We start from the raw sequence: 20,997 nt of genomic DNA, 5'->3' as shown, positions 1-20,997 counted from the left end.
AAATTCGCCATTTAGTATTATTCTACTTATATTGGCACGTTCACTTTATGAATAAAATAGACTAAACACCAAACTTTCAGCGAATCTGAGTGCTGGATTCTCTCACTATCAACTTCGGCTTTATCAAGGAACATGTTGCTTTCATATCCGGATTGTCTATTAACTCAGCCGTCACCTGTAGGGCTTGATGAGCCAATAGGTCAAAGTCCTGGTGAATGGATGTCAAAGAAGGAGTCAGATAGGAATCTATGTGTAAGTCATCGTAACCGGATATTTTCACATCCTGGGGCACTCTGAGGCCTTGTTCCATCAAGGCTCGCATTGCTCCAATCGCCATTTCATCATTGGCAGCAATCAAAGCATCGGGAACATCCTGCGCCATTTGGATTCCTGCTCTATAACCTGATTCAGCGCTCCAATCCCCCTTATATAAACGCCCATTGAGAAAAGCGCCCTGATAACTAAAACCAGCCCAGCCGCTCAATCTGTCTCGAGATGAGTACCATCCATCAGGCCCATTGAGGAAGTCGATCCTTCGGCATCCTTGCTCAGCCATATGCTGCATAATCATACGCACACCTAACTGCTGATCCATGTCTATGTATGAGACATCTTGGGTTCCAGGCATAGAGGCACCGACACTGACAAGAGGAAGATCTGAAGTCATGCGAGCTAAAGGCTCCTGCCATGTCTGCTCAGCTACGATAATCACTGCAGCTACGCCAAAACTTAGTAATTGATTCAAAGCCTTTAGGCAGGACTCCTCAGTGCGATCATTTAGGATGGCTGTCCGCAACATATATCGACCTTCGGCAGCTGCCTGCTCAACGGCCCACATAACATTAACAGGGCCAGTCTCATTGGTCGGAGGGACAAGAATGCCGATTGTCTCAGGCGACAAGCTCCGCAACATCCTGGCATTCTCATTTCGTCGATAACCTGTAATGCGAATGGCTTCCTGAACAGCAGACAGCGTTTTTGCTCGCACTCGCTTCGGATTGTTCAACACACGTGACACCGTCTGATGCGAAACACCGGCAACACGCGCAACGTCGACAATGGATACGGAGCGACGCTTTCTAGCAACCACTATTCAAGCCCCTTTCATCCTAGAAAACTCTATGTTATCAATGGTATCTTGCCGAGCAGATTTGACACTTAAAAGATGAACGTGCACAATAATTGATACAAGCAACGAAAACAGTTATTTAACAACAAAGGAGTTTGTTTTTCTTATTTGAGTGAACGTTCACTCAAATAAGTTCTATATTGATGTCGCTGCTTTCGGAAGGAAGGAAATCGATGAAAAAAACAGCAATAAAGCTTATCGCTTTAGCTAGCTCAGTAGCATGCGCTCTTTCGCTTGCCGCCTGTGGCAATGCCGGGTCATCAACCAGTGGCAAAGAACAAACAGAGCTCAGTCTTTGGTCGTGGGACCCCACAATTGAAGCCGCTGTGAAAGCTTATAACTCTTCACAGAACAAAATTCATGTCAAGGTCACTAATCCTGGCTCTGGCTTGACATCCGAACAGTATGTTGCCTTGAACAACGCTTTACAAGCCGGAAAAGGCATTCCCGATATGACGCTAGTGGAATATATGGTCCTTCCCCAATATTCCCATATGGATGCATTCCTTGATCTCACTGAGAAAGGAGCTGATAAAGAACAGGGTAAGTTCACACCAGGCACTTGGAGCTCGGTCAACTTCAACTCCAAAATCTACGGGATGCCTGTCGATTCAGGACCCATGGCTTTCTTCTACAATCAAGAGGTATTCAATAAGGCGGGTATTGCCGAACCGCCTAAGACCTGGGATGAGTTTTATCAGGATGCAAAAAAGATTCGTTCCGTAGGCTCATTTATCACATCAGATTCAGGAGATGGAAGCTTCTACAACGCAATGGTCTGGCAGGCCGGCGGCCATCCATACAAGACCAAGGAAAATGACGTAACAATCAACCTCGTCGAAGATGGCGGTGTGCAGAAGTTTACAAAGTTCTGGCAAAAAATGCTGGACGAGGGACTGATTGACACATCCTTCACAATGTGGACAGACGAATGGAACAAGGCGCTAGGCGATGGATCCATAGCGTCACTGCCCAGCGCGGCGTGGATGGCAATGAAACTATCGCAAAGCGCACCGCAGGCGAGCGGCAAATTCAGAGTCGCCAAGATGCCGCAGTGGGAAGCAGGCGAAACAGCTAACGCTGAATGGGGTGGTTCCTCCTTGGCCATTCTCAAAGCATGCCCTAAAGAAAAGCAGGATGCAGCATGGGACTTCATCAAGTATGTGACTACAAATGACGAAGGCATAAAAGTTCGCGTAGATAGAGGTGCCTTCCCAGCAACAAAGGCCACTCTGAAAAGCGACAAGTTCCTTTCAACTACTACAGTTAAGGATGCGCATAACAAGGACGTAGAATATTACGGAGGACAGGAATTCAACAAGATTTTTGCCTCCGCTGCCGCTGACGTGAAAACCAAATGGTCCTTCCTTCCTTTCGAAATCTACGCACGCAAAGTCTTCGGAGATTCCATGGGCGATGCGTACCGTAAGCATGGCACACTCGAGCAAGGGCTTAATTCATGGCAGAAAGTACTCATCAAGTACGCAAAAGATCAAGGCTTTACCGTCAAATAACTAGTCTCCACTTCAGTTAGCGCACGGCTTTCAGGCAAGATAGACTTACCTCTATCCTGTCTGAAAGCCGTGCGCTAACTATAACCAATTATTTTCTGTTCGCGCGAAAAACTAGCAACAGTACGACAAAAAGCTATAAGTTGATACAAAAAAGTCAAAACATAAAAAGAACCCGGCGGTTCGAAGAGCCGCCGGGCGAGAAGAGAGAGAAGAAGGGGTTCAGTTATCGGGGCCGCACGACCCCCATCGGCCAGTACTTCAACCGACAGAACAAATATAACCAGCGCTACCTTGGAGGAAGTGCCCGAAAACCTCAAAGTTCTCTGTGAATCAGGAATGCCGTCCCGGGCGCGTCGACCGTCACTTGCCCTGGTCGCCCGCCAGCTTGGCCTGCTCCGCCTCGAATCGGGCGCGCTCTTTGGCCTTGCGGCGGTCCAGCTCCTCCTGGAAGCGGTCCAGCTCCTCCTGCACGGCTTCCTTGGGAATGCGCGGAAAGATAGGTGTGGGCCGATCGATCGGCGTGCCGTCCATGAGGGGCTCGCGCGCCCAAGGATGGACCGTCTCCCCCAACCGGTAGTCGCCGGTGATGATGGGATAGTGGAAGTCGGACCGATCCAGGTCGTCAACCTCCTCGACACGAGGCAGGGGCGAGAAGGTGCCCTTGCCGCCCATGGTCTCCCAGACCCGCTGAGAAGCATGCGGCAGGAAGGGGGCCAGCATGGTGTTGGCGTCCAGCACGGCCTGCGCTGCGGTGTGCAGGACGGCAGCCAGTCGGTTCTGGTCATCCTTGATCTTCCAGGGCTCCTGGGCGGAGATGTACTTGTTGATATCGCCCACCAGAGCCATGGCCTCGACCAGGGCGGCCTTCTGGCGATGGTGCTCGATCAGGGAGCCCACGGTATCGAAGGCCTGCAGGCTGCGGGCCAGCAGGGCAGTATCCTCCTCGGTCAGCCAGTCCTCCTCGATGCGGGGGATGCTGCCGAAGTCTTTGTTGAGCAGGTTGGCCACGCGGTTGACCAGGTTGCCCCAGGAGGCGGCCAGCTCCTCGTTGTTGTGCCGGACGAACTCCGCCCAGGTGAAGTCCGAGTCCGAGGTCTCCGGACCAGCGATGGAAATGTAGTAGCGGACTGCATCGACCGGGTAGCGCGCCAGGATGTCCTTGACGTAGATGACGATGCCCCGCGAGGAACTGAACTTCTTGCCCTCCATGGTCATGAACTCGCTGGCCACCACCTGCTCGGGCAGGTTGAGCTCGCCGTAGGATCCCGGCTGTCCGCCCTTGGACCCCTGGCCGTTGTAGGCCAGAATCTCCGAGGGCCAGATCTGCGAGTGGAAGGTGATGTTGTCCTTGCCCATGAAGTAGTAGCCCAGGGCCTTGGGGTCATTCCACCACTTGCGCCAGGCCTCGGGGTCGCCCTGACGGCGGGCCCACTCGATGGACGCCGACAGATATCCGATGACGGCGTCGAACCAGACATAGAGCTTCTTGTTGGGGTCGTCGACCCAGCCGTCCACAGGCACGGGAATGCCCCAGTCGATGTCGCGGGTGATGGCTCGCGGCTTGACCTCCTTGAACAGCCCCAGGGAGAAGTTGAGCACGTTGCTGCGCCAGCCCTTGCGGGTCTTCAACCAGGCCAGGTTGGCCTCGGCCAGGGCGGGCAGATCCAAGAAGAAGTGCTTGGACTCCTCGAACCGGGGGGTCTCCCCGTTGATCTTGGATACGGGATTGATCAGCTCGTCCGGATCCAGCTCGTTGCCGCAGTTGTCGCATTGGTCGCCGCGAGCGCCGTCAGCACCGCAGATGGGGCAGGTCCCCTCGATATAGCGGTCCGGCAGGGTCCGGCCAGTGGAAGGCGAGATGGCCACCTTCTGCTGGCCTTCATAGATGTAGCCATTGGCCCTGCACTGGCGGAAGAGCTCCTGCACCACCTTCTCGTGATTGCCGGTCGTGGTCCTGGTGAAGAGGTCATAGCTGAGCCCCAGATCGCACAAATCCTTGACGATGACCCGGTTGTAGCGGTCGGCGATCTCTTGGGGACCCACACCCTCGGCGTCAGCCTCCACCAGGATGGGGGTGCCGTGCTCGTCAGTCCCCGAAACCATAAGGACATCATTGCCCTTCATGCGTTCGTAGCGTGCATAGACGTCCGAGGGGACGCCGAACCCAGCGACGTGGCCGATGTGACGGGGCCCATTCGCGTAGGGCCAGGCGACGGAAACAAGGATATGACTCATACCAGCAAGATTATCGGCTCAGGCCTACAATCCCCCTGCTCGTCCACAGGACTGCCGTCGAACAAGCAGATTATCCACAAGTGCACAAATTTGGCCCTCCCTCAGGCAAATTCGGGACCAGCCGTTTACAGTCGAACCATGAATCGAGAACACGTCCTCGGGGGAGTGACGTGGACGCCTACCACTGCCTATGGCGCCAGCCACACCCTCAGAGCTACAACAAAGCCGCCAGGCCGAGCACCGCACGCCGACACCGCTCAACAGTTGCCCGGACCACCAGCCGGGGCAGCGCCGATGCGCACCCGCGGCCGTCCTCCTACGACCGAATTTGGGGCCCTGACCCCCGATCCCAAGCCGCTGCCCAGTCTGATCCAAACCGGAGATCTGCCCGGCCCGCTCAGTCTCAGCCTGTTGGTGAATGAGGGGATCGTAACCTGTCTGGACCGATCCTGCTGCTACCTGAACGAACAGGCTGAGGGACTCTACGGTCGCGCCTCCATCGTCATGCCCATGGTCCCTTACGGCGCAGCAGCATGCGGCGGACTGGCGCTCTGGATATGGATCAACGGCCGTTTCCCCGACACGCTGGACATTATCTCCAACTCCCACTTCCGCACGCCGGTTCACGGCAGGCCCCTGCACCCCCACCAGCGACAGCTGGATGCCCGCTATCTGATGAAGCTTGGGAAACTTTGGGTGACTTCGCCGCTCTGGACGGCCTGCGATCTGGCCTGCGATCCCTCGGGCCAGTGCAACGGAGAAGAGACCATAGCGGTCTTGCATGAGCTCATGGAGCGATATCAGGTCAGCTGCGGATCCTGTGAGGCGCTTCTGTCCTCCAACCCCCGCTGGCCTGGCCACGCTCAAGGGCTGGAGACCATAAGAAGACTCAAGGCGATCCTATGAGTCTGACAGTGAGGTATGCCCGAGGTACGCACGGCCATCATCGGCACCGAGGCAGGGCCCGGAGCCATCGTGGGTTGTCCGCCACTGAACGCATGGCCCGGCTCATGACTGCCATCAGCAGCCGGTCGCGCTCCTCAGCAGATGACGATTTGAGCCAAGACGAACCTGATGGCATCCACCCGATGGCCGAGATGCGTGCCCCGCCACCGGAGCCTCCACTGGTGCCCACAGCGCTGATGGCCACAGACCCCGCGACCGACCCGAGCATCCTCTGGGCCATCGCCCGAGAAGAGCCTCAGCTGCGCCGGTGGCTGGTGGCCAATCCCGCTGCTTCGCCAGCCCTGCTGGAGACCATCTCCCAGCTGGGCGGGCCCGGTGTGCGCAGAGCACTGGAGGTGTTACTTAATGAGGGGAGCGGAAATCAGTCCTCTTCATCCTCTTGAACGGCCAAGGCATAGATCCGCTTGCGATTAGGCAGGCTGCCATCAGCCAAGGGGTGCTCGGCAGCTACCCGTGCGATGGCCTCCTTGAGACGCAGTCCCTCGGTTCGAGCCAAATCACGTGCCAGAACCGCCAGCCGCTGATCATCCATGGCCTCAGGATCGTTGCGCCTGGCCTCCAAGGCGGATGCGCCAGCCACGACCAGGACCATCTCTCCACGGGGAGGATCCTCCTGGAGGGAACGCACAATTTCACCGACTGTGCCCCGCCGGATCTGTTCATGTTCCTTGGTCAGCTCCCGGCAGAGGGCCATGAGCCGGTCGGGGCCGAAGACCTCCTGAAGGTCCTGCATAGCCTGATCAATGCGGTGGGGCGTCTCGTAGAAGACCATGGTCCGCTCCTCGCTGCGCAGGGTGCGCAGATGCCGCAACCGCTCCTGGTGCCGACGGGGAAGAAACCCCTCATAGCAGAAGCGGTCGGTCGGCAGACCAGAGAGGGCCAGGGCATCCAGCACGGCGCTGGGGCCAGGGGCACAGGTGACCGGTATGCCTCGCTCAATGGCCCGCCTGACGATGGCCATGCCCGGATCGTTGATGGTGGGCATGCCCGCATCTGAGACCACCAGCGCGCAAGCTCCGTCACGCACCTGATCCAGGATGGGATCGGCCATCCGCCGCTCGTTATGATCGTGATAAGCCATAACCTTGCCGCCTACGCGCACCCCCAAACGATTGGCCAGATCATAGAGCCGCCGCGTGTCCTCTGCTGCCACCAGGTCCGCTGACTGCAGGAGCTCCACCAAGCGTGTCGAGGCATCGGCGACATTGCCTATAGGCGTGGCCGCCAGCACCACTGTTCCACGTGAAACACTGGGCGAAATCGACCCTGCATGGCTTTCTCCACCCTGTATATGTCCATCGCTCCGGCCATTCATGCTGCTCATGCCTTCAGTATGGCCTAATCTAGGGGTGATGACATCTTTGGCAGGGCTTTCTTCGCAGCATCGCTCCTCCAGACACGGCAGGCACGCCGCCCGCCGGTCCGGTCGCCCTGCCATGCTGTCCATCTTCAGCACTCCCAAGGGTCACCACACCAAACGAGGGATCTCGATACCCCGGTTCTCCCGGCGGCAGAGCAGCTGGCTGGCCTGCATACTCATGGCGCTTCTGGGCGGGCTTCTGCGGTTTGTGCGGCTGGGCAGCCCTCGGGCCATCGTCTTCGACGAGACCTATTACGTCAAAGACGCCTGGACCATGCTGATGACCGGCGAGCCGCGCAACTGGCCCAAAAAAGCCGGCCCCCTTGACCTTCCCATCGACCAGATCTTTGCCCAGGGGCATACCAGCGACTGGCTGCCCCAGGCCGAATACGTGGTTCACCCGCCGGTGGGCAAGTGGTGCATCGCCTTGGGTCTCAAACTGTTCGGCGGAGCCGGGAATCCCTTCGCCTGGCGAGCGGCCACTGCCCTGGCAGGCACCATCGCCATCCTGCTGCTCTGCCGAGTAGCCCTGCGCCTCTTCCATAACCTGCCCATCGCCCTGACAGCCGGCTTCCTCATGGCTATCGATGGTCTGGGCATCGTTATGAGCCGAACCGGCCTGCTGGACAACTTCGTCATGATCTTCGTCCTGGGAGCCTGGCTGTGCCTGATGGGCCACCGGGACTGGGCTCGGACCAGGCTGCGACAATCCTGGGCCAAGGATCAGGCTGATTTCCGCCTGCACTACCGGGTGAAGGTCATCCAGTCACAGGGACAGCAAGGACGGCAAAGCCGTGTCGAACTGCCCGTGGCCACTACCGGCCCCTTCATCGCCTGGTCCTGGTGGCGGACAGGAGCCGCCCTGCTCCTGGGCCTGGCCACCGGCACCAAGTGGTCAGGCGCCTACTTCTTCGCCGTCTTCGCCCTGATCTCAGTGCTCTGGGATGGCTGGGAACGCCATCAGGCAGGATACGGATCCTGGCTGCAGAGCACCGTGTTCAGGGACGGGCTGCCGGCGGCCCTGCTTATGATCCCCGTCTGGGCGGGCACCTATCTGGCCTCCTGGACGGGATGGTTCCTGCACGGGGATTCCTTCATGCACAGCTGGGCGGCCCAGCACCCTGGCCAGGGTCTGACCTGGCTGCCGGAGGGGTTGCGGTCCCTGGCTGAATACCACCGGCAGATGTGGCACTTCCACACCACCCTGCATACACGACACCCATACATGGCCAACCCCCTGACCTGGCCCTTGCAGATCAGACCCACCAGCTTCTACTGGCAGAAGATCACAGGCTTCCCCGGCTTGTGCGGACTGGCCAAGGACTCTCCCTGCGTGGCCGCCGTCACATCCTTGGGCAATCCCCTGACCTGGTGGTTGGGCAGCATCTGCATGGTTCTGGCCATCGTCATCGCCGTCGTGGTCAAGCACGGAGATTGGCGGATCTGGGGGGTCCTGGCAGGCATGCTGGCCGGCTGGCTGCCCTGGATCCAATACATGAACCGGACCACCTTCACCTTCTATTCCATCGTCATCCTGCCCTGGATGATCCTGGCAATCTGTTATGTGGTCAACTGGCTACGGCAGAATTCGGACAGCATCCTCTACCGGCAGACCATGATCATGGGCCTGACCCTGCTAGGCCTGACCTCGGTCTTCTTCTATCCGCTGTGGACCGCCATGCCCATCCCCTATGACTTCTGGCGCATGCACATGTGGCTGTCCAGCTGGATCTAGGACAAAGGAGGCGGCCGGACAGGGATGCCCGACCGCCTTGCAGCAACGTTTGTGTGCCGTCGTGCTCAGACTGCACGAGCATGGATGATCTGCGCGTACCGCAGACCGGAATCCTTCCAGATCCTCTCCTGGGTGTCATAGTCGACCCTGATCAGCCCAAAGCGCTTGGTGTAGCCCAAGGCCCACTCAAAGTTATCCAGCAGGGACCAAGCGAAGTAACCGGTCACCCGGGCTCCTTCATGGATGGCCCGGGCCACGGCACGCAGGTGCTCCTCCAGATAGGCCACCCGCTGGGGATCGTGCACCCCTTTGCCGCCAGGGAAGGATGGATCCATGCTGACCTGGTCCTCCCAGGCAGATCCGTTCTCGGTGATCATAAGATCCAGCTTGGGGAAACGGCCGGAGACCTCCATGAGCAGATCGGTCAGCCCCTGAGGCTCCTGGTTCCAGCCCATGGCGGTCAACGGCCCCTGAGGAGGCAGAGTCTCGACCATCTCCTGGGCGGGCATGGGGTTGCGCTCGGAACCAGCGCCGCTTCGACCCCGCACGTGGTTGGTTGAATAGTAGTTGATGCCCAGCACGTCCAAGGGCTGATGGATCTGTTCCAGATCACCGTCACGAACAAAGCTCCAGTCAGTGAGGCCCTCGGCGGCATCATGGATGCGTTGGTCATAGGTGCCGGCCAACATGGGGCCCAGCCAGACCTCGTTGGCGAACAGGTCAGCCCGGGTCTTGGCCGCCAGATCCGCCGGATCGTCGCTATCGGCCCGGTTGACCTGCAGGTTCAGGGTCACCGATATGCGTGCCCTGTCACCCAGTTCGGCACGAATGGCCTGGGCTCCCAGCCCATGAGCAAGGTTCAGATGATGGACTGCTGCCAGAGCCTGCCCGTAGTCGCAGATGCCTGGAGCATGGCCGCCATTGCCGTAACCCAGATAGGCCGAGCACCAGGGTTCGTTCAGGGTGGTCCAAGTCTGCACCCGATCGCCCAGAGCCTTGGCCAGGACGGCTGCATAGTCGGCATACCGTTGGGCGGTGTCGCGGTTGGCCCAGCCTCCAGCCTCCTGCAGGTACTGGGGCAGATCCCAGTGGTAGAGGGTGACGACAGGCTTGATGCCGTTTTCCAGCAGCATGTCCAGCACCCGCCGGTAGTGGTCCAAGCCAGCCTGGTTGATGGCACCGCCTGCCTGGGGCACAATGCGAGGCCAGGCTACAGACAGCCGGTAGGCCCCCACCCCCATCTGCTTCATCAGAGCAATGTCCTCTGGGTAGCGGTGGTACTGATCACAGGCGACATCGCCATTGGATCCATCCGCTATCATTCCTGGCTGCCTGCAGTAGACGTCCCAGATGGAGTCTCCCCTGCCGTCCTCATGCGCCGCACCCTCTACCTGGAAAGATGCCGTTGCCGTGCCCCAGGTGAAGTCCTCAGGGAAAGCGAGTCGCTCGTCATTGACCATATGTCCACTCCTCGATTGTGTGACCCTTCCTGCCTATCTTCGCACAGGAGGACCGACGACAGGACCGTGGCCGACAGCCGATAAGTCCCGCAACGATGGGTTGTGTTGTCCTCGCAAGGAATCAGACCGGGGAGTACCGGGTGCCAAGGCCAGCTTGTTAAAGTGTGTCTCGGTTCTGGAAAAGCACACATCGACGGAATGGAACGCGATTCATGGGGTTCGTCAACTGGCTGATACACCTGCTCAAGGATCCGCGCAGCGCCATCGCGAGCTGGATCGCCATGGGGCTGATGCCGACCTACGGGTTCATCTTCCTGATCATCTTCATCGAGACAGGCGTGGTCTTCATGCCCTTCCTGCCGGGCGACTCCCTGCTCTTCGCCGCCGGCGTCTTCGCCCATGACCCATCCAGCGGCATGGCCTTGGACGTGCTCCTGCCCGTCGTCTGGTTGGCCCCAATCCTGGGCGACCAGAGCAACTACTTCATCGGACACTTCTTCGGCCGGGCCATCGTCCGTTCGGGGCGCGTGAAGTCACTGACCCCCGAACGAATAGCCAAGACCGAAGGCCTGATTGACAAGTGGGGCCCACTAGCCGTAGTCCTGGGACGCTTCCTTCCCTTCATCAGGACATTCATGCCGTTCATATCGGGCATCTCCGGAATGCGCTGGCGGCGTTTCACCCCCTTCAGCATTCTGGGCGGTCTGATATGGTCCACCCTCTTCACCCTCCTGGGCTACTTCTTCGGGGGCATCCCCGCAGTCCAACAGCATTTCGAGCTGGTCATCATCCTGATCCTGGTCATCTCGGTCCTGCCCACGGTCATCGGCCTGCTCAAGGCAAAGTTCGGCCGCAAGAAGGCTTCCGCCGAAAAAACCAGCGCCAAGGCGGACTGATGCCTGATCTGGGATATTTTGCGTTTGGCCAGGGCACGCGCTAAAGTAAGCTTCTGTTGTTCGGCTACGGTCGGGCAACGAATGGGGCTGTAGCTCAGTTGGTAGAGCGCTTCGTTCGCATCGAAGAGGTCGGGGTTTCGACTACCCTCAGCTCCACAGTGTCGGTGGGGGTCTTCTCATCGAATTATCTTTCTTTTCAATATATTTACATGTTGCTATCAATAAAATGATAATAGATTCTAAGCCTATATATCTCAAGAATTCCATCTTGCTTTCTCCGTTTAAAGCTCTGTACAAGCTGATGCCAATTTTGCAATCTGAAGAAAATGCCGTTTCAACAAGGCAGCGGTCTGAAGTAGGTGTATCTCAATTGACAACCATTCTTATACCTCATAAATTGCACACGTGCACAACGACTACACGATACTCTTAGAAAGTCTCGGCTCCGGCCATAGCGGGCTTTATATATGACTGGATAGCGACTTCGATCAACACCAAGCTATCAATTCAACAAGAAATTACTCCGGCCGAGATTAAGGATGCCAAATCCCATGCAGTCGTCGCCTCAGTCAAGTCCACGTTTTTTAGCTTGCCATCATAAAAGCCATGATCTGGATTCTCTTGAGAACAAAAGTGAGCTGTAGTAGTTCTCCTCACGATGTTCATTTGAATCATAAGTCTGTACAGTTCAACTCCTACGAACTTGCTCTTTATCTACTGTTAAGACTTGACTCTTTTTAATTACAAAACATTCATAATATCGCAGCTCTTCTCAAGAAGCTAAATATAATAGTTTTCAAGCGTGATAACTTGTTGACTCTAATAGTATGGCTTGGCGTGTTTCCTTACCCGAGTTCGCAATGCCTATCCAACTGATGCCGAGCGCCAACCTTTATTTATCACTCAGCAACAAGGGTCTGATCTGCATCACTCTACGTGCAGACACCGAATAATATATTTTCTTAATCGAAGCAATAGTTTTCTTCATCGCGACACACCATTGGGGTGGAAAAAATACCGTCCTCGAAAGCTAACAACACCTTCTTGTCGAATTTGACCCCTACTTTCTCAATACCTCCGGCTGTTAGACAAGCACTTTTTCCAATATAAATACATTATACCAGGCTATATTAAACTACAAAGGGTCCAACTACATGCAGCTGATGAGCAACACGCACTGACGCCTAAAACTCCCATACTCAATAATACAGAATATCTTTAAGATTGTACACCAACTTATTATAGCAACAACGTATTTACCTGTGACCGTAGCCGGATTATCACTGCTCTTCAGTTAATTAATTGGATTATTGATCACACTCTGCGTTCTGTTTGTCTAAAGTGTATAAAATTACGCATGCAACATGAAAGTCACAATCGCTTACAGGATCTACAGTAGATTAATAGATCTTAGGTCAAAGAAACCACAACATTCGATCCTACATCTCGGCCGTTAGCTTCTAGAACAAGGTAGGCAACCGTAACAACGTTAAGCTGATGCTGGCGAAATTCAAAATCCACCAGCATCCACTATATTTCAAAATATAATTTTCAACAGCCTTTCATTCTGCTATCTTATCTAGTTAACATACCGATGGGTCTCACTATACATCTATACCCACCAGAACCGGTCTGAATCGAAAATAAAACGTTGTACTCACTATCCTTAGAACATCGATATGTTTCTTTTGCGGCTCAGGTAATTCTCATCTATAGAATCAGACTTTAGCGGGCTTTTGCTGAAGATACTTCAATATCTCTATCATTATCTCAATTGAGTTTTTTAACTGAGCATCCGTAAACTTATTGTCTTTATGAGGATCATCGTCTCTGTGAGGATGATCAATCATATTACGTATGCCTAAAGGTAGGAATTCTTTCACCTCACGCTGTTGTCCTATTCTATCATCATATCGAACTATATATTCGGTATGAATCGATTGCTGATCAGCTATTTCCTTCATTTTCTGGCCACAAGCCTGAATAGTCATATCCTTAGGTTCTAAAGCAAGCTTGCTTCTACAGGCAGCCTTTCTTTGATTGAGAATTTCATAAATATCCCCAAAAAGCTCAATGTGGTATTCAACTGTTGGTATGTCAAAAGCGAAATAGGTGATCTCAGATAAAGATCTGGGTCTATCGGCTCTTTTCCCAGGCAGATTCACTGTGGTAACTCCGTCATGAGCTCTTAGCATGAAAAGCGCATCCTGATTTTGTTCGATGTTCCTAATCATGTACGGAGAGTGTGTTGTTATCAGCAGCTGGTTCCCTTCAATGCTCAAGTGCTCTAGAGCCTCGGCTAGTTTAATCTGTGCTCTTGGATGAAGGTATGTAGTAGGCTCATCTAGGCAAAATAATTCATTTTTTTTCATGCCATTTGTCTGATCTGCCAGTAACTCAATCACAGCAAGCGCAAATGCCCGCTGCATACCTGTACCTTTTTCCTCTAGACCTGTTTCAATGCCGTTTTCTTCTCTTAGGATTACCGTTCCTTGTTTGGTAAAACTCTCAACCGACGGTGGGTCAAATTGGAAACGAACACTATTATTTCCACCATATTGCTCATCGAGTTTGTTTTTCAAAGCGGACAAAGTGGCTTCAACCAAATCGGCAAAATTCTTTTCAGCAGGATGTCCATCAGCATTCTCAATAAAAAGATTCTTATGGGCAACTTTAAATTCCTTCCACAAATTACCCTTTTTGAGACTTTCTAATTGCTGGCCGATTAATTTGCCTAGTGCCTTATTAGGAGAGAAGTCAGCTACAGTTTCTGGAGTATCTTCCGCCCAAACGAAAACCGGGTCGAGTAATCGTTGGACGAGTGCTGGTATACCGGTCGGATTTTCCCAAGTCTGTTCGTCTTCTGATTCTGCCTGTTCGTCTTCTGATCCTGGTTTACATATGAATATTTTTTTAGGATCAGATGCAAGCCTTTTAATTTTCAGTTCATAGATTGGCTCTTCCCCATCCGGCAACTTTTTCTTAAATAAATAATCCACAAGTTTAATAAAAGCAGGATCATTCAAAATCGTTTTATTTTTTAAACCCTGATTCTCGTCATCATTCACTGTCACTTCACCAGGGGAAAAAGTGATAATAGCCATTACACAGCATTCCGCATCAGAACTTGATTCGTCGCTTCGAAAGATAATGTCAGACGCATTCTGTCCTCTTCCCAACCCTGACCGCAAAAAGGATACAGCACGCAATATGCTGGTTTTACCAGAATTGTTATTCCCTACAAAAAAATTGATCCCTTTAGATAGTTTTAGCTTTAAATTTTGATGGCAAAGGAAATTGGTCAAACGGAGCCGAGATATATACACAATTACGTCCCTTCATTGACAAAAATGAACATGGCAATAATGCAAGCCAGCAGCATTATACTTTCGCTACGTTTTTAATGCAAAACGAATTTTGAATCAACTTAGAAACAGGTAATAAATCTTCTATCCGGATAGTGATTGTTTTTGTAGTTATTGATCTAAATTCAGATTATGAATAACAGCTCTAGCTGACTGCGATGTTGGGGCAATAGATTAATCTTGATGAAGCCCCTGAAAGTCTTGTCCAGAACCGAGCACTTCTCTGCTGAAATCAACACCAAAGCGTCGTTAGGGCACTGTTCGACTTCTTTTTTACATGTCATTACCCTTGATAAAATTACTGCTTTACCCCACACAGCTATTTATGTACAAACCGTCAAGAATACCAATTCACCCTCAAACTGGGATCTTATACCTATGTACTAAGCATGCCGAGTTTCTCGAAAGATACTAAAAGCGGCTCGCATGGCACATTGAGAGCTGATGCAATTAGACGTTGATGAAACACCTAAGACAGGGCTTTAACCATTTATTCATTTGATCACAATTAAGCGCGTGGACAGACTTTGAAGCCAACTTTTATAAGTTTAATAAATTGCTCTATCCTAAAGAAAACCAATATATATATACCACAAATAGCTAGCTTATTATCGACCATTCCACTCTGACTAAGGATGTTAACACACCTAGCACAAATCGCTATAGAATTTATTTCTGCATACTCAAGTGCCAAACTTTGGATTTGACTCGTATCTGAATACGGACGCACCGGAACACATAACCCGCTAACTAAAACAACTTGTACCTTAGAATAGTCACAATGGGCAGCTATTCAAGCAATAGCTTGAAGCTTTTTGATTACGTAAACTTTGCTCACCATGACCGTGCCATTATGAACCAATTCTGACTTTTCAAGTGAATATAGATGTAGCGAACAAGAACGGACATGTTTACTCAATCTCGTTACTGCTCTTTATTGCCAGTAAGATGAATCCTATCCCTACCATTAGAACCGATTGAAACGTCGGTCTTGACTTTGGAACTGACGCCGTGGCAAACTGTCGCGACCTTCGACCAACTGGTGTAAAATGGCGAAGAAGCAGCATGATGTCAACCAAGAAGCCGGAGCGGTCATAGTCAGCCTTTTCAGAGTTTGCTGCACTCTGAACATAGCGTGAGTGGAAACGAACGAAAACGTCTCGAAAACAACAAATCTGCTCGGTTATCTCTCTAACAAGAGCTCTAGTTTGGCTAAGCAGAGGGTCAAACACGAAAGGCGTCTTTCTGCTGAACACAAAAATCAGCTTGATCAGCTCAGCGAAATCGGACTCATGAGCAAGGATGCCGGCAACATCACAAATGCTCCTCTGCATAGTCAGGAAGGCAGCTCCAACCCTCTGTATTTCAATAGAGTAATTAGGAATGCAATATAGAATCCTGGCTTCAGACATGTGTATTGTTGGTCAGCATCGGACATATACGAGAAGGCGAGCAACGTTCCACAGCTAATTGCCGGCATGTCTAAAAAAGGACGATCTCTTAATTGTCCTCAATCGGCGTGTGCCGGATGATGTTCTAGCCTTTCTGCGCAAACAATTGCCGTCCGCAAAGACCTACACATAGCCAAAGGTACGTGAGGGTTTGCCGAGCTCACACTACTCGCGCTTCAGTGGCAACTGCTTATGGACTTGACCTTATGACGTGAACCATCCTCGGCATTCGTTTGGCTTCCACCCGCTGATTGAGATCACTGACACTGTATCACCCAGAACACCAGGCCTGTCTGTGCGCCCACAGGAACGAAGAGAAACCCTGTTATTATCTGTCAGATCGGTCTGAACGTCCGGGTTCGCCCCGTCGACATCTATACCCTCTTGTAGCTTGTCTGTAGCGATCAAGACCTTAAACCGGCAATTTGAAAAGTACCATGATATTATAACTTTTTATTACTGTGATGGGTTGCCACGCTATGGAACTACCGAGATGTAATTGTCTTTCCGACAGCAAATACGCAGAGCCTATCAGCATCAATAACCGCGATGGACGCATTATGCAAACGCGCCCATCGGTGAATCAGCGCCTAGATGCAGAGCGGAAAGGGTTATCGTCACGACGATGACGGCGATGACCACGACGGAATCCATGACGGTCGGCATCAAAACGAGAGCCAGAGCGACCGTTGCCATGACCGTGGCTATGACGGTCGGCCCGCTCGCTGCCGCCAGTATGACGATGTCCTCTGGTCCGGCCGTCCAAGGGGCCATCCTCGCGATCGAATGCCGGTCGGTCCTCTGAGGACCGCCTGGAACGGGAAGGTCGACGATCCCGATCCCGGCTCCGGCCACCACGATCAAAGCGCCTGTCCGAGCGAGAACGGCCCCGATGTCCGCTCCGGCCACCACGTCCACTACGCGCAGACCGGCCATTGGAGGCCTGCGGCTGCTCGACCTGCAAGGACCAACCATGTACTGGTTTGGCCAACGGCCCCACGAGTTCGGTAACCTCAGGCGAATCGGCGGTCACCTGAACCGGCTTGGCATCGATATGGGCCATGTGCAGCATCCGCCTGGTGTCGCGCCACTGGTCGGGCAGGACCAAGGTGACCACGTCGCCGGAACGGCCGGCCCGGGCCGTACGCCCTGACCGATGCAGGAAGGACTTGGAATCGGCCGGCGGATCCACCTGAACCACAAGGTCTACGTCACTGATGTCCACGCCGCGGGCAGCCACGTCGGTAGCCACCAGGACCTTCACCTCGCCCCGTGAGAAAGCCCCTAGGTTGCGATCGCGCTGGTTCTGAGAGAGGTTGCCATGCAGCTGTGCGGCCGGTATGCCGTTGTCAATCAGGTTCTTGGCCAGCTTCTTGGCCTGGAACTTGGTCCGGGTGAAGAGAATACGACGTCCGGTGCCTGAAGCCAGCTTGCGCACGAGATCATGCTTGGCGGCCTGGGTGGTGCGGAAGATGTGGTGGGTCATCAGATCCACATGCTGGGTTGCCGAATCCACCTCGTGAATCTTGGGGTCCTTGAGGAAACGCTTGACCACGGCATCCACACCGTGGTCAAGGGTGGCCGAGAAAAGCATGCGCTGACCGCCGGGGCGAACCTGTGCCAGGATCCGCTCCACGGCAGGCAGGAAGCCCATGTCAGCCATCTCGTCGGCCTCGTCCAGCACAGCGATCTCCACGTCCTCCAGGCTCAGCTTGTGCTGACGGAGCAGATCCTCCAAGCGACCAGGGCAGGCCACCACAATCTTGGCCCCGCGCCGAAGGGCATCGACCTGACGGCCCTGGCCAACGCCGCCGTAGACGGTGCAAGTTCGCATGCCGTAGGCCTGGGCCAGGGGGTTGAGAACCTCGTCGATCTGATTGGCCAGCTCGCGGGTGGGAGCCAGAACAAGACCGCGCGGGCGGGGCAGGCTGCCTGATCCGGCGGCACCCCCCCGGCCGTGGCGAACCCGTCCTTCCTCATCGGCAGCCAGTCGAGCCACCAGGGGGATGCTGAAAGCCAGGGTCTTGCCGGAACCAGTCCGCCCCCGGCCCAGGATGTCACGGCCGGCCAGGGCATCAGGCAGGGTATCCCGTTGGATGGGGAAAGCGCTGGTCTTGCCGTCCTTGCGCAGGACGCGGACCAAGGGTTCAGGCACCCCCAGCTGGTCAAAAGCCATAGGTTCTACAACGGAATTGTCGGAATTGGACGAATTGGAATCGGGCATGGATGAAGCAGTCACAATGACCTTTCACAACAGGGAAGAAAACGGTACTGTCGGTCGACAGTTCGCAGGCCGCGTGCAAAGCAGAGAATGACGAATTTCGCGCAAGCGGTTTCCCCGTACTCAAAGCATTCAGGCGACGATCAGCCGCAGCTCTTGGGCTAGCGGCCAACCTGTACACCATAGCACAGGCCCCTCACCTGCTTCAGGAGCGTACGCTCCAGACGATCAGCGATTTGGACTCAGTCGGATCGGCCTCGTCATGCGTCGTGTCCTGCCGCCAGAGCCGGGCCCTGCTGGACCGCCTGACTTCGACGACCCGGCCGTCGGCAGCGGCGGCGAACATGCTGGATCCCTGTGACTGGTGGGAGCGGCGCAGCTGGCGCCTCAGCTGACGATTCTCCTCGGCTAGGGCCAGGATCCTGGTCACCCCGGCCAGGTTGATGGACTCGTCCTGGCTCAGATGCTGAGCCTGACCCAGCCGGTCCAGATCCCGCAGGGAGTATCGGCGTGCACCCCCCTCGGTCCGTTCCGGCACGATCAGACCCAGCCGGTCGTATTGGCGCAGGGTCTGCGGATGGATGTTGGCCAACTGCCCGACCTGGCCGACGCTGAAGACCGGCAGCTCGATGTCCAAGCCGGCATCATCGGCAGCATCCAGACTGATGCGCCCGGCCACCAGACCGCGAGCGCAGGCCAGATAGATCCGCCTGGTCTCGGGATCCACCCTGACCATGATCATCACTCCTCTCCGCTGTTCGTTCCAACCTGATCCTGCATCGGGATCGTCATATCTTCATGCGCTCCCCGGCGATCCGCTCGTCGAAGTCGCCACTGGACTTGGCGAAGTCTCGCATGGCCTTCTTCTGGGCCATGCCCAACCGACAAGGCATGCGGATCTCAAGCCGCCCCACCAGGTCGCCCTTGCCGCGCCGGTCTTGTACCCCCTTGCCGGCGATGCGGATCTCGTCGCCGCTGGAGGAGCCGGCCGGGATCTTGAAGGTGACGATCTGGTCGTCGATGTCCCGGGCCTGGACCTTGGCCCCCAGGGCAGCCTCGGATACCGTCACCGGCAGGGTCATGACCAGATCCCTGTCCTTCATGGTGAACCGCTGGCTGGGCTGGACACTGATCTGCAGGTAGAGGTCGCCATTGGCGCCCCCGTCCCTGCCGGGCCGACCCTTGCCAGCCAACCTGATCCGCTGGCCATTGCGAACCCCAGCAGGGATATGCGTCTTGAAGCGCTTGCCGCCCACGCTTAGGGAGACCGTAGCCCCCTTGACCGCCTGACGGAAGGACAGGCCGATGCGCGAATTGCGATCCTCGCCCTTGACTGGCCTGGGCCTGCTCTCCTGGTAGGCGGTCCGGCCGCCACCGCCGGCACCCCCGCCGAAGGAGGAGAAGATGTCAGCGAAGTCCGGCTGTCCCGAACCATCGCCGAAACGGATACGGGTGCCTCCAGGCGCTCCAGCCCCACCGAACATGGAGCCGAAGATGTCCGAGAAGGCATCGGTGTTGAAGCCGCCCTGGCCGGAACCCCCGGCGAACCGGGCTCCCCCCATGCCGAACTGGCGGATGGCGTCGTACTTCTGACGTTGCTCCTTGTTGCTGAGCACGTCGTAGGCCTCGGAGATGTCCTTGAACTTCTCCTCAGCCTCCTTGGTCTTATTGAGATCGGGATGGTATTTGCGGGCAAGCTTGCGGTAGGCCTTGGTGATCTCCGCTTCGCTGGCGTCCTTGGAGACACCAAGGACCTTGTAATAGTCCTTGCTCAGCCATTCATTCTCAGCCATCCATGTCTCCTTTCCTCATAAGCTACGAATATATCGAATTGGAATCCGCCCTTTCGCGTGCGGCGGCGGGCAGGGCCATAACCCACCAGCCGCCGCATGCGAAGGCGTCGATTCAGCCTGCGGAAGCTCCGCAATCACCGTCCCTGCTACTGCCCGGGCGAAGTCACCACTACCCTGGCAGCCCGGATCACCCGGTCGCCGATCCGATAGCCTGCCTCAACGACCGTGTCAACGGTCTCTTTCTTGGCATCGGGGTCCGGCTTGTGCAGGATGGCCTCATGCTTGGTGGGGTCGAAGTCCTCGCCTTTCTCACCGAACTTCTCGACGCCGAATTTCTCGAAGGTCTTGTCGATCTTCTTGGCTACGGCCTGGAAGGAGTCGTCCATCTGCCCGTGCTCCTTGATCCGGTCAATGTCATCAAGGGCCGGAAGAAGGGCTGTCAGCACATCCACGATGCCGTGCTGGCGGAAGATGTCCTGCTCCTTCTTGGCGCGGTTGCGGAAGTTGACGAACTCGGCCCGCTCGCGCTGGAGAGCCTCCAGGTAATCGGCGGCCTCCTTCTTGGCCTGACCCAGAGGAGTCAGCCCATCTGATTCCTTGTCGGCGCTCTCCTCCTTGGCCGAGTCAGCATCAGTCTTGTCATCAGCCTGAGCATCCGCTGACGACGCGTCCTTGACGGAGGAATCCGACGAGGACTGGCTAGCCGCCTGGCTCTCGTCTGCAGCGCTCTCGCCGGCATGACGGCCGCGCGCCGCTTCCTGATCAGGTGTCGAAGCGGCGTCAGAGGCCTTGGCCTCGTTCCCATCCGGTTCGCCGGCGGCGGCCGGGTCACCCTTCAGCGGCCCGGCATCATCCTTGTCGAAGGCCGACAT

General features: G+C 55.2%; 15 protein-coding genes, 1 tRNA gene and 1 pseudogene. 6 read left to right on the top strand and 11 right to left on the bottom strand.

From position 1 onward, the window contains the following. Positions 1-76: 76 nt before the first annotated feature. On the bottom strand, positions 77-1,090 hold the full coding sequence (locus ACUIAG_RS07810; RefSeq protein WP_445339570.1) for a LacI family DNA-binding transcriptional regulator: 1,014 nt from the start codon (positions 1,088-1,090) through the stop codon (positions 77-79). Positions 1,091-1,302: 212 nt separating this feature from the next. Between ACUIAG_RS07810 and ACUIAG_RS07805 the strand changes: the two genes are divergently transcribed. Further along, on the top strand, positions 1,303-2,643 hold the full coding sequence (locus ACUIAG_RS07805; protein WP_445339569.1) for an ABC transporter substrate-binding protein: 1,341 nt from the start codon (positions 1,303-1,305) through the stop codon (positions 2,641-2,643). Positions 2,644-3,003: 360 nt separating this feature from the next. On the opposite strand, the gene metG is transcribed toward ACUIAG_RS07805, so the two are convergent. Continuing rightward, positions 3,004-4,878 carry a methionine--tRNA ligase gene (gene metG / locus ACUIAG_RS07800; protein ID WP_445339568.1) on the bottom strand — a complete coding sequence of 625 codons (1,875 nt, stop codon included), beginning with the start codon at positions 4,876-4,878 and terminating at the stop codon, positions 3,004-3,006. A 264-nt stretch (positions 4,879-5,142) separates the two neighbouring features. On the opposite strand from metG, the gene ACUIAG_RS07795 reads away from it, so the two are divergent. Both ACUIAG_RS07795 and ACUIAG_RS07790 read left to right on the top strand, forming a co-directional pair. After that, positions 5,143-5,784 (top strand): hypothetical protein, encoded by a 642-nt coding sequence (locus tag ACUIAG_RS07795; RefSeq protein ID WP_445339567.1) that lies wholly within the window; start codon positions 5,143-5,145, stop codon positions 5,782-5,784. Further along, positions 5,781-6,227: a variant leucine-rich repeat-containing protein gene (locus ACUIAG_RS07790; RefSeq protein ID WP_445339566.1), complete on the top strand. Its 447-nt coding sequence runs from the start codon at positions 5,781-5,783 to the stop codon at positions 6,225-6,227. Before ACUIAG_RS07795 ends, ACUIAG_RS07790 begins: the two co-directional genes overlap by 4 nt. Here the strand turns inward: ACUIAG_RS07790 and rsmI are convergent. Next, positions 6,206-7,159: a 16S rRNA (cytidine(1402)-2'-O)-methyltransferase gene (rsmI, locus tag ACUIAG_RS07785; protein WP_445340395.1), complete on the bottom strand. Its 954-nt coding sequence runs from the start codon at positions 7,157-7,159 to the stop codon at positions 6,206-6,208. The genes ACUIAG_RS07790 and rsmI overlap by 22 nt on opposite strands. A gap of 223 nt (positions 7,160-7,382) precedes the next feature. On the opposite strand from rsmI, the gene ACUIAG_RS07780 reads away from it, so the two are divergent. Further along, entirely contained in the window at positions 7,383-8,939 is a 1,557-nt protein-coding gene (locus tag ACUIAG_RS07780; protein WP_445340394.1) for a dolichyl-phosphate-mannose--protein mannosyltransferase, read from the top strand. Positions 8,940-9,004: 65 nt separating this feature from the next. On the opposite strand, the gene ACUIAG_RS07775 is transcribed toward ACUIAG_RS07780, so the two are convergent. Beyond that, entirely contained in the window at positions 9,005-10,399 is a 1,395-nt protein-coding gene (locus ACUIAG_RS07775) for a GH1 family beta-glucosidase (protein ID WP_445339565.1), read from the bottom strand. Positions 10,400-10,611: 212 nt separating this feature from the next. On the opposite strand from ACUIAG_RS07775, the gene ACUIAG_RS07770 reads away from it, so the two are divergent. Together ACUIAG_RS07770 and ACUIAG_RS07765 are read left to right on the top strand one after the other, a co-directional pair. Continuing rightward, positions 10,612-11,295: a DedA family protein gene (locus ACUIAG_RS07770; RefSeq protein WP_445339564.1), complete on the top strand. Its 684-nt coding sequence runs from the start codon at positions 10,612-10,614 to the stop codon at positions 11,293-11,295. A gap of 83 nt (positions 11,296-11,378) precedes the next feature. Continuing rightward, positions 11,379-11,451, top strand: a tRNA-Ala gene (locus ACUIAG_RS07765). A gap of 1,562 nt (positions 11,452-13,013) precedes the next feature. On the opposite strand, the gene ACUIAG_RS07760 is transcribed toward ACUIAG_RS07765, so the two are convergent. The 7 genes and pseudogenes from ACUIAG_RS07760 to grpE form a co-directional block, all read right to left on the bottom strand. Beyond that, a complete protein-coding gene (locus ACUIAG_RS07760; protein ID WP_445340393.1) occupies positions 13,014-14,399 on the bottom strand; it encodes an ATP-dependent nuclease in 1,386 nt (461 codons plus the stop codon). A 30-nt stretch (positions 14,400-14,429) separates the two neighbouring features. Beyond that, positions 14,430-14,621: pseudogene (locus tag ACUIAG_RS07755) on the bottom strand (AAA family ATPase); the annotation flags it as partial. A gap of 1,694 nt (positions 14,622-16,315) precedes the next feature. Continuing rightward, complete coding sequence (locus tag ACUIAG_RS07750; protein WP_445340392.1) at positions 16,316-16,555, bottom strand: helicase-related protein; 240 nt, start codon at positions 16,553-16,555, stop codon at positions 16,316-16,318. A 139-nt stretch (positions 16,556-16,694) separates the two neighbouring features. Next, on the bottom strand, positions 16,695-18,335 hold the full coding sequence (locus ACUIAG_RS07745; RefSeq protein ID WP_445340391.1) for a DEAD/DEAH box helicase: 1,641 nt from the start codon (positions 18,333-18,335) through the stop codon (positions 16,695-16,697). Between the two features lie 202 nt (positions 18,336-18,537). Next, positions 18,538-19,068 carry a heat shock protein transcriptional repressor HspR gene (locus ACUIAG_RS07740; protein ID WP_024627809.1) on the bottom strand — a complete coding sequence of 177 codons (531 nt, stop codon included), beginning with the start codon at positions 19,066-19,068 and terminating at the stop codon, positions 18,538-18,540. 52 nt (positions 19,069-19,120) lie between these two features. Beyond that, positions 19,121-20,125, bottom strand: coding sequence for a DnaJ C-terminal domain-containing protein (locus tag ACUIAG_RS07735; RefSeq protein ID WP_445339563.1), 1,005 nt, complete (start codon positions 20,123-20,125; stop codon positions 19,121-19,123). Positions 20,126-20,271: 146 nt separating this feature from the next. Beyond that, entirely contained in the window at positions 20,272-20,997 is a 726-nt protein-coding gene (gene grpE, locus ACUIAG_RS07730) for a nucleotide exchange factor GrpE (RefSeq protein ID WP_445339562.1), read from the bottom strand.

The organism is Bifidobacterium sp. ESL0825 (assembly GCF_052606465.1).
Note: the sequence above shows the minus strand (reverse complement) of the source record. Positions and strands in the feature narration are given on the sequence as shown.